This window comes from Nonomuraea sp. NPDC049400, from assembly GCF_044466425.1.
Classification (GTDB): domain Bacteria; phylum Actinomycetota; class Actinomycetes; order Streptosporangiales; family Streptosporangiaceae; genus Nonomuraea.
The window spans coordinates 1-7,755 of sequence record NZ_JBITMP010000124.1; the positions used below are offsets into that span (position 1 = coordinate 1).

At 68.4% G+C, this 7,755-nt stretch carries 8 protein-coding genes; 6 read left to right on the forward strand and 2 right to left on the reverse strand.

Annotation, left to right across the window (positions count from 1 at the left end):
- A partial coding sequence (locus ACIBVN_RS60390; protein WP_397151886.1) for an intradiol ring-cleavage dioxygenase occupies positions 1-915 on the forward strand: 915 nt, incomplete at its 5' end.
- 130 nt (positions 916-1,045) lie between these two features.
- Here ACIBVN_RS60390 and ACIBVN_RS60395 read toward each other — a convergent pair.
- Positions 1,046-1,555: a MarR family winged helix-turn-helix transcriptional regulator gene (locus tag ACIBVN_RS60395; RefSeq protein WP_397151888.1), complete on the reverse strand. Its 510-nt coding sequence runs from the start codon at positions 1,553-1,555 to the stop codon at positions 1,046-1,048.
- 132 nt (positions 1,556-1,687) lie between these two features.
- Between ACIBVN_RS60395 and ACIBVN_RS60400 the strand changes: the two genes are divergently transcribed.
- The 4 genes from ACIBVN_RS60400 (at position 1,688) to ACIBVN_RS60415 (ending at position 6,585) form a co-directional block, all read left to right on the forward strand.
- Positions 1,688-3,160 (forward strand): MFS transporter, encoded by a 1,473-nt coding sequence (locus tag ACIBVN_RS60400; RefSeq protein ID WP_397151890.1) that lies wholly within the window; start codon positions 1,688-1,690, stop codon positions 3,158-3,160.
- 43 nt (positions 3,161-3,203) lie between these two features.
- The gene (locus ACIBVN_RS60405) at positions 3,204-4,361 is read left to right on the forward strand and encodes a cytochrome P450 (RefSeq protein ID WP_397151892.1); all 1,158 of its coding nucleotides are present in this window, start codon (positions 3,204-3,206) and stop codon (positions 4,359-4,361) included.
- A gap of 483 nt (positions 4,362-4,844) precedes the next feature.
- The gene (rox, locus tag ACIBVN_RS60410) at positions 4,845-6,269 is read left to right on the forward strand and encodes a rifampin monooxygenase (protein ID WP_397151894.1); all 1,425 of its coding nucleotides are present in this window, start codon (positions 4,845-4,847) and stop codon (positions 6,267-6,269) included.
- A gap of 61 nt (positions 6,270-6,330) precedes the next feature.
- Positions 6,331-6,585: a recombinase family protein gene (locus tag ACIBVN_RS60415; RefSeq protein WP_397151898.1), complete on the forward strand. Its 255-nt coding sequence runs from the start codon at positions 6,331-6,333 to the stop codon at positions 6,583-6,585.
- Between the two features lie 91 nt (positions 6,586-6,676).
- On the opposite strand, the gene ACIBVN_RS60420 is transcribed toward ACIBVN_RS60415, so the two are convergent.
- Positions 6,677-7,195 (reverse strand): MarR family winged helix-turn-helix transcriptional regulator, encoded by a 519-nt coding sequence (locus ACIBVN_RS60420; RefSeq protein ID WP_397151900.1) that lies wholly within the window; start codon positions 7,193-7,195, stop codon positions 6,677-6,679.
- A 129-nt stretch (positions 7,196-7,324) separates the two neighbouring features.
- Between ACIBVN_RS60420 and ACIBVN_RS60425 the strand changes: the two genes are divergently transcribed.
- Positions 7,325-7,755, forward strand: a 431-nt coding sequence (locus ACIBVN_RS60425) for an NAD-dependent epimerase/dehydratase family protein (protein WP_397151896.1), incomplete at its 3' end; no start/stop codon positions are given.

Consider the following 7,755-nt stretch of genomic DNA (forward strand, 5'->3'; position numbering starts at 1 on the left):
GCGTCAACGTCTTGTGGGCACTCCTGCGCGACAACCGGACTTATCAACCCACACCTCCCCTCACCATCGCTGCTTGACAATCGGATTAAGAGTCGGAGGCTGTTCGCGGGCATCAGCTCGCTCGGACTCGGCAGCCTGCTTGCGGCCTGCGCCGGCACCGAGGGCACCGCGACCGTCACCACGTCCACGGGAGCGAGAGTCACGCCCACGGCGACCACGGCCAAGGACCTCACCGCGCTGTTCACCGGGGCCGGCACCTGCAAGCTGACCAGCACCACGACGCAGGGCCCCTACTACTTCGACGCCGACAAGATCCGCAGCGACATCCGCGAGGACAGGCAGGGCGTACGGCTGCGGGTGGCCATCAAGGTCCAGGACAGCGAGACGTGCAAGCCGCTCGGCAACGCGGTGGTGGAGATCTGGCACTGCGACGCGGCGGGGCTCTACTCGGGCGCCGAGGCGCAGTCCACGGGCGGGGGCGGCGGCAACCCGCCCAGCGGGAACCCGCCCGGCAATCCCCCGAGCGGCGGCACGGGCGACGGCGGCGGCGACATGGCGGATCTCACGCCCACCGACGACAAGCGCTACCTGCGCGGCGCGCAGGTCACCAACAGCGACGGCATCGTGGAGTTCACCACGATCTGGCCGGGCTGGTACCGGGGTCGCACGATCCACATCCACGCCATGGTCCACTTCAGCAACCAGCGCGTGCTGACCACGCAGCTGATGTTCGACGAGTCGCTCAACAGCAAGGTCATGGCGATGTCGCCGTACTCCGGGCACTCGGGACGCGACACGTTCAACGACAACGACAACATCTACGACGACAGCATGCTCATGAAGGTCACCAAGGAGGACGACGGCTACCTCGGCGTCATCGTCTTCTCCGCCGACTCCGACAAGGACGGCTCCTAGACCCGCCGCACCACGTGCGGGAGGTGTTCCGTACAGTCGAACGGGTTGAGGTCGGTACTCCTCCAGGGCCTCTCGCGCGCGGTCCCCGGACTGGGCGCGTTCGACCTGGCGCCGGCCAGGAGGCGACGTGCTACGCGCGAGTTCCCGCAGGGTTTTCCGCGTCGTCGGGCGTGGATCGGAGTCGGTGAATCTCGGCGGCGGTGCTGCGCTCGGCCGTTCTCATGAAGCGGATGATGGTGCTGAGCTCCGCGTCGTCGAAGTCGGCGAGGTCGTCTAGCGTGCGGGCGATCAGCCCTGAGTAGGCGGCGCTGACCCGGTCGAGGCCTTCCTGGGTGGGTTCGATGAGCACCCGCCTGCGGTCGTGGGGGTCGGCCACCCGCCGGACGCAGCCTGCGGCGACGAGCCGGTCGATCATGCGTGAGGCCGATCCGGTGGTGAGGTTGACATGCTTGGCCAGGATGCCTGGTGTCGTCGGACCGTGACGGCCAAGCACGTGCAGGCATTGCACGTCGGTGTCGGTGACACCCAGTCGCTCGGCGACAAGGTTGTTGAGCTGCACGACCAAGATTGCCCAGCTGGGCACCACGTCCTTGGTGATCTCGGCGAGTAGCGCTTCCCTGCCCGCCGCGAGCTCCGCCATCGTGACACCCCGTCCCATGTCATTCCGCTGCGTCGCGCAGTGAAATTTGTGATAGTTTCACTGCGTGACGCAGCTACTGTGCTACGCAGCCATACTATCCCATCGCCTCCTCGTAGAGGAGTGCAGCCAAGCATGACCACACCCACCCGCCGCCACAGCGGCGGAGCGGCACCCGTGCCCCTCCTGTCCGGGCGCAAGGCCGCCGTCGTTCTGGCCGCGATCCTCACCGCGTCCTTCATGGAGCTCCTCGACGCCACCATCGTCAGCGTGGCGGCCCCCGCGATCGCCCAGGACCTGGGCGCCGGCCAGGCCGCACTGCAGTGGATGCTGGCCGGCTACACCCTCTCCGTCGGAGCAGGCCTGATCACCGGTGGCCGCATCGGCGACCTGTACGGGCGCCGCCGTGTGTTCCTGCTCGGGCTGGCCGCCTTCACGCTGGCCTCGGCCGGTTGCGGGCTGGCGCCGAACCCCGGTGCGCTGGTCGGCATGCGGGTCGCGCAAGGTCTGTCCGGCGGGCTGATGATCCCGCAGGTGTTCGGCATCATCCGCGCATCGTTCGATCCCGGCGCACGCGCGAGGGCTCTGGGCACGTACGGCGCCGTGCTCGGCCTGGCCTCGGTGGCCGGACCGCTGCTCGGTGGGCTCTTGGTCGAAGCCGACCTCTTCACTCTGGGGTGGCGGGCAATCTTCTGGGTCAACGTGCCGATCGCGATCATCGCACTGATCGTGGGGGCCCGAGCCTTGCCCGAATCCCGCTCGCCGGGCCGTACCCGGCTGGACCTGACGGGCGCGGTCCTGGCCGCCATCGCCGCGGTGCTCCTGCTCCTGCCCTTGATTCAGGGACGTGACTGGGGCTGGCCATGGTGGGGGTTCGCCATCCTGGCGCTCTCGGTTCCTGCGGCGGCCCTGTTCCTCGTCAGGCAACGGCGCTTGCTCACCCGCGGCGCGCAGCCGATCCTCGATCCCGCGCTGCTTCGCGTGCGCGCCTTCGCCGGCGGCCTGTCAGTCTCCGTGCTGTTCTTCGGAGCGCTCGGCTCCTTCTTCCTGCTGCTGTCCCTTTACCTCCAGCTCGGCGCCGGGCGTACCACCCTCGAAACCGGGCTGCTGATCCTGCCTTACGCCGTCGGTTCGATCATCACCTCCGGGATCGGGGTGCAATTCGCGCACCGCGCCGGTCGTGCCCTCCTCGTCTGTGGCGCGCTGCTCCTGGCCGCATGCCAGGTCGTGCTGCTCCTCGTCATCGGCGATGGCGGCCAACCCTCCTACTGGGGCTTGGCCACGCCCCTGTTCGTGGGAGGACTTGGGCTGGGACTCACCGCACCATCCCTGATCAACGTCGTTCTCGCCGGGGTACCCGCCGAAGACGCCGGGGGCGCGGGCGGTGTCCTCACCACCATCACCCAGATCGGCAACGCACTCGGCGTCGCCGTCCTCGGCGTCGTGTTCTTCACCCAGTTGGACGACGCCCTGACCGACGGAGCTTCCAGCCTCATCGCCTACGGCGACGCCCTCACCGCGATCCTGCCCTGGCAGGCCGCCGGCTACATCGCCGCAGCCGCGCTCATGTTCGTCCTCCCCGAACACGCCCACACCGCCCACGAGTGACGCCTGCCTCACCATCCGATCCAGAGCACGCCATGGAGACTCGATGACCCAAGCGCCCCGTGCCACCGTCGACCCGTTCGCCGTCACCGTCCGCGGGATCGGCGAACCCCATCCCGCCCGCGCCGCCCTGCGCGCCACCGGTCCCATCGTCCAGGCCGACGCCCCAGCCGGCGGCCCGGTATGGATCATCACCGACGACGCCCTCGCCCGGGAGGCCCTTGTCCACCCCCACATCGTGAAAGACCCCGCCTACGCACCGGCGCACTGGGACCCGCGAACCGCAGGTCTGGAACCAACTGCCGCCGCGCAGCCGTCGCTGACCACCTTCGACGGCCCGGCGCACACGCGGCTGCGCCGAGCGCACGCTCCGCTCTTCACCGCCCGGCGGATGCAGGACTACGCCGAACGGATCACGAGGTTCGCCCGCGATCAGCTCACCGAGCTCGCCGCGACCGGGGAAACGGTCGACCTGATGGCCGACTTCACCACACGGTTCCCCCTCACCGTGGTCTGCGACGTGCTCGGCGTACCACTCGACCGGATCGAGGAGGCCATCGCGGCCTGCCGGGGCATGCACAGCGCCGATCCCCAGGAGGTGGGGGCAGCGATGGCCGCCTTCGGGCAGCTGGCCGCCGCCGCGCTCAGCGAGGGCCGAACCGGCCTCGCCACCGAGCTACGCGAACGGGTCCCCGACGAGCTCACCGAAACACAGCTGCACTACCTGATCTTCACACTGATCTACGCCGGGCAGCTCACCACCGACCCGTCGCTGGGATTCCTCCTCGCTCGCGTCTTCGACGCCGACGGCGTCCCAGCGGAAGAGATCACGGTCGAGGAGTTCGTCAAGGAGACGCTGCGCCTGCACGCGCCGGCGCCCTTCAGTCTCTGGCGGTTCACCTCCGCCGACATCGAGCTCGCCGGGGTGCGGCTCCCCGCCCGCTCCCCAGTGCTCGTCGACATCCAGGGCATCAACACCCATCCCGGCCGGTCGATCGGGCCGGACCTCACCTTCGGCGCCGGTCCCCACTACTGCACCGGCGCACAACTGGCTCAACTCGAGCTGAGCGCGGTCGTGGCGGTCGTGCGGGCCGACTTCCCCGACGCACGCCTCGCGGTGCCGCTCTCCGAACTCCGGCAGACCGACCTCGGCGGCATACAGGGAAGCCGGTTGATCGCTCTCCCGGTGAACCTGCGGGGCTGAGCCCCCACAGCATCGGACAGGCAAGAGCTCGACGTCCGTGCCCGGCTGCAGGTCCATGGCATGCGGGACGACGCCGTCGGCGGCCAGACGGTTCCATGCCTCCCAAAGGGGCATGACCCGCTTGGCTCTGGTCCGGCCCGCCCGGGCCCGTTGGGAGTCGTGATCACGTGGCTGGGAAAGGGTTGGACGGGATGATGCTCGGACTTGTAGCTTGCAGTTGACCGTGACACCGCCCGAGGAGGTGAGACCCATGAACGCTGTATCGATGTGGGTGCTCCCCCTTCCCGCCACGGTCGGGCGATTGACGTAGGTGTCGCCGGGAGCGCCTCGCCAACAAGGCACTCCCGAAGGGCAACACCTACGCACTCTCTGCAGGTCACCGCCGAGCCGTCGTCGAACGACAGGGGCGAGCGTGACTCCACGGTGGGCGACGTCCCCGGAGTTCTCCGGTCGCCGGCCTCCGGCGCCGATCGCGCGCCCCTCATGTTCGATGTGATCATTGCCGGATGCGGGCCGACCGGCGCGATGCTGGCCGCCGAGCTGCGGCTGCATGATGTACGGGTACTCGTTCTGGAGAAGGAAACCGAGCCCGCGTCGTTCGTCCGCATAGTCGGTCTGCATATTCGCAGTCTCGAGCTGATGGCGATGCGCGGACTGCTGGATCGCATTCTCCAGCATGGAAGACAGCGTCCGGCCGGCGGTTTCTTCGCCGCCATCCCCAAACCCGCGCCCAAGGGCCTGGATTCCGCGTACGCCTATCTGCTGGGCATCCCGCAGCCGGTCATCGTTCACCTGCTCGAAGAACATGCGATCGAACTGGGTGCGCAGGTCCGGCACGGTTGTGCGGTGGCCGCTTTCGAGCAGGACGACGAGGGTGTGACCGTCGAGCTGGCCGACGGGGAACAACTGCGTACGCGCTACCTCGTCGGCTGTGACGGCGGGCGCAGTACGGTGCGCAAACTGCTCGGCGTCGGCTTCCCCGGCGAGCCCTCGCGGACCGAGGCGCTGATGGGCGAGATGGAAGTGGGTGTGCCGCAGGAGGAGATCGCCGCCAAGGTGACCGAAATCGGCGAGACCCATAAGCCATTCTGGCTCCGGCCCTTCGGCGAAGGAATCTACAGCGTCGTAGTCCCCGCCGCGGGAGTCAGCGACCGCGCGGAACCGCCCACCCTCGAGGATTTCAAACAACAGTTGCGCACCATCGCCGGAACCGATTTCGGCGTGCACTCCCCGCGCTGGTTGTCCCGCTTCGGGGATGCCACCCGGCTGGCCGAACGTTATCGGGTCGGGCGGGTGCTGCTGGCCGGCGACGCGGCACACATCCATCCGCCCATCGGCGGACAGGGCCTCAACCTGGGCGTTCAGGACGCATTCAACCTCGGCTGGAAACTGGCCGCACAGATCCGCGGCTGGGCGCCGGAAACACTGCTGGACACCTACCAGGCCGAACGTCATCCGGTCGCCGAGGACGTGCTGGACAACACCCGCGCCCAGATGGAACTGCTGTCCACCGAGCCGGGTCCGCAGGCCGTGCGCAGGCTGCTCACCGAACTGATGGACTTCGACGAGGTGAACCGCCATCTGATCGAGAAGATCACCGCGATCGGCATCCGCTACGACTTCGGCGAAGGCCCCGACCTGCTCGGCCGCCGCCTGCGCGACATCGACGTGAAACAGGGCCACCTCTACGGTCTGCTGCATCGCGGCCGCGGCCTGCTGCTGGACCGCACCGAACGCCTGACCGCCGGCGGCTGGTCAGACCGGGTCGATCACCTCGCGGATCCCACTGCGGCACTGGATGTTCCGTGCGTCCTGCTACGCCCCGACGGCCACGTCGCCTGGATCGGCGACGATCAGCAGGACCTGGACGACGACCTCTCCCGCTGGTTCGGCAAGCCCGCCAGCTGATTTCGCCTGAGCAACCGGAAAGGCCCGTGAGGATGATCGGAACGGCCAGTAGCGACTGACCATTGGAAGGCGTCCGCGCGTTCGACTCGCCGCCGACGACCGGCCCGCGCTGCTGGAGGCGCTGTCCCACATCCGCGACGCGGACACGCTGACCGTCCAGGAGGTCGACCGGCTCGGCCGCAACCTCCTGGACGGGCCGATCGTCCTCAAATCGCGGGCCGCTCTCCTCATACGGACGCGACCACATGAGCTCAACCCAAGGCGGCGAACCGGTCGATGTCCACACCCGAGCTGCGTCCCCGGTCACCTGCTGTGACCTGAGACGACGCTCCTACTTGGGGCTCATCGCACGGACCCGGGTGGAGGGCCCAGCCGGCGTTGTTCAGCGGTGTCACGGGCTGCTGGTCTCAGGTGTCGGTTGATGGCCGTCCGGTGTCTCCAAGGGTGATGAGCAGGCGGCGCAGCAGGGCGGTGAGCTGATCGCGTTCGGTGGCCGACAGGCCTTCGAGGAGCCGGCGCTCATTGGCGAGGTGGTGCTCGACGACCTCGTTCACCAACTGCAGACCCTGCTCAGACAAGGAGATCAGCACACGGCGCCGATGCGCCGGGTCCACCGCGCGGTCGACCAGCCCTTTGTCCACCAGCCGGTCGACCCGGTTGGTCAGCGCCGCTGAGCTGACCATGGCCGCGGCGCTCAGTTGCCCGGCGGTCAGCACGTGGGGCGGGCCGGAGCGCAGCAGCGTGGCCAGCACGTCGAACTCCCATGACTCGAGACCGTGCTGGGCGAACAGGTCCTTGAGCGCCCGCTCCAGCAGCCGCGACGCCCGCGACAGGCGGCCGACGAGCTCCATCGGGGAACAGTCGAGGTCGGGCCGCACCGCCTGCCACTCGCCAATGATCACATCGACTCCATCCTGCTGCGCCATGTCCGTCACGATCGCCCCTCCTTGTGAAGCAGGTTCCCCAACAGTCTAAGTCTTCGATATCGAAGAGTTTGACGTCTTTGAAGCAAGGTCTTAAAGTTTCGACGTCGAAAGTTTTGATGGAGGTGTGAAGTGCGTATTCTGATCATTGGGGCGCGCGGTTTCCTGGGTTCGGCCGTCGCGGAAAGGCTGGCGTCCACGGGACACGAGATCGTGGAGCTCACCCGGCCCGGCCGCGACCAGCGCGAAGAACGCTACGAACGGCGTTTCGGCGACCTTGCCGACCCGGCCTCGCTCACCGCGGCGGTCACCCCCGACATCGACGCTGTGATCCATCTGGCCACGCCTACCGGTGACGCCGCCACCGACGCTGCAGCCGTCGCCGCGTTGACCGGTCCGCTGCGCGGCACCGGACGGGCGTTCGTCTACACCAGCGGCGTCTGGGTCCTGGGCGCCACGGGGACGGCAACCGCCGACGAACGGACCCCTGCCAACCCGATCCCCCTCGTGGGATACCGGCCCGACATCGAACGCCAGGTGCTCGACACGGCCGACGACGGCGT

Coding starts and splice junctions, on each gene's coding strand:
- ACIBVN_RS60395 (WP_397151888.1), bottom strand. CDS start 1,555: ATGGCGGAGCTCGCGGCGGGCAGGGAAGCGCTACTCGCCGAGATCACC.
- ACIBVN_RS60400 (WP_397151890.1), top strand. CDS start 1,688: ATGACCACACCCACCCGCCGCCACAGCGGCGGAGCGGCACCCGTGCCC.
- ACIBVN_RS60405 (WP_397151892.1), top strand. CDS start 3,204: ATGACCCAAGCGCCCCGTGCCACCGTCGACCCGTTCGCCGTCACCGTC.
- rox (WP_397151894.1), top strand. CDS start 4,845: ATGTTCGATGTGATCATTGCCGGATGCGGGCCGACCGGCGCGATGCTG.
- ACIBVN_RS60420 (WP_397151900.1), bottom strand. CDS start 7,195: ATGGCGCAGCAGGATGGAGTCGATGTGATCATTGGCGAGTGGCAGGCG.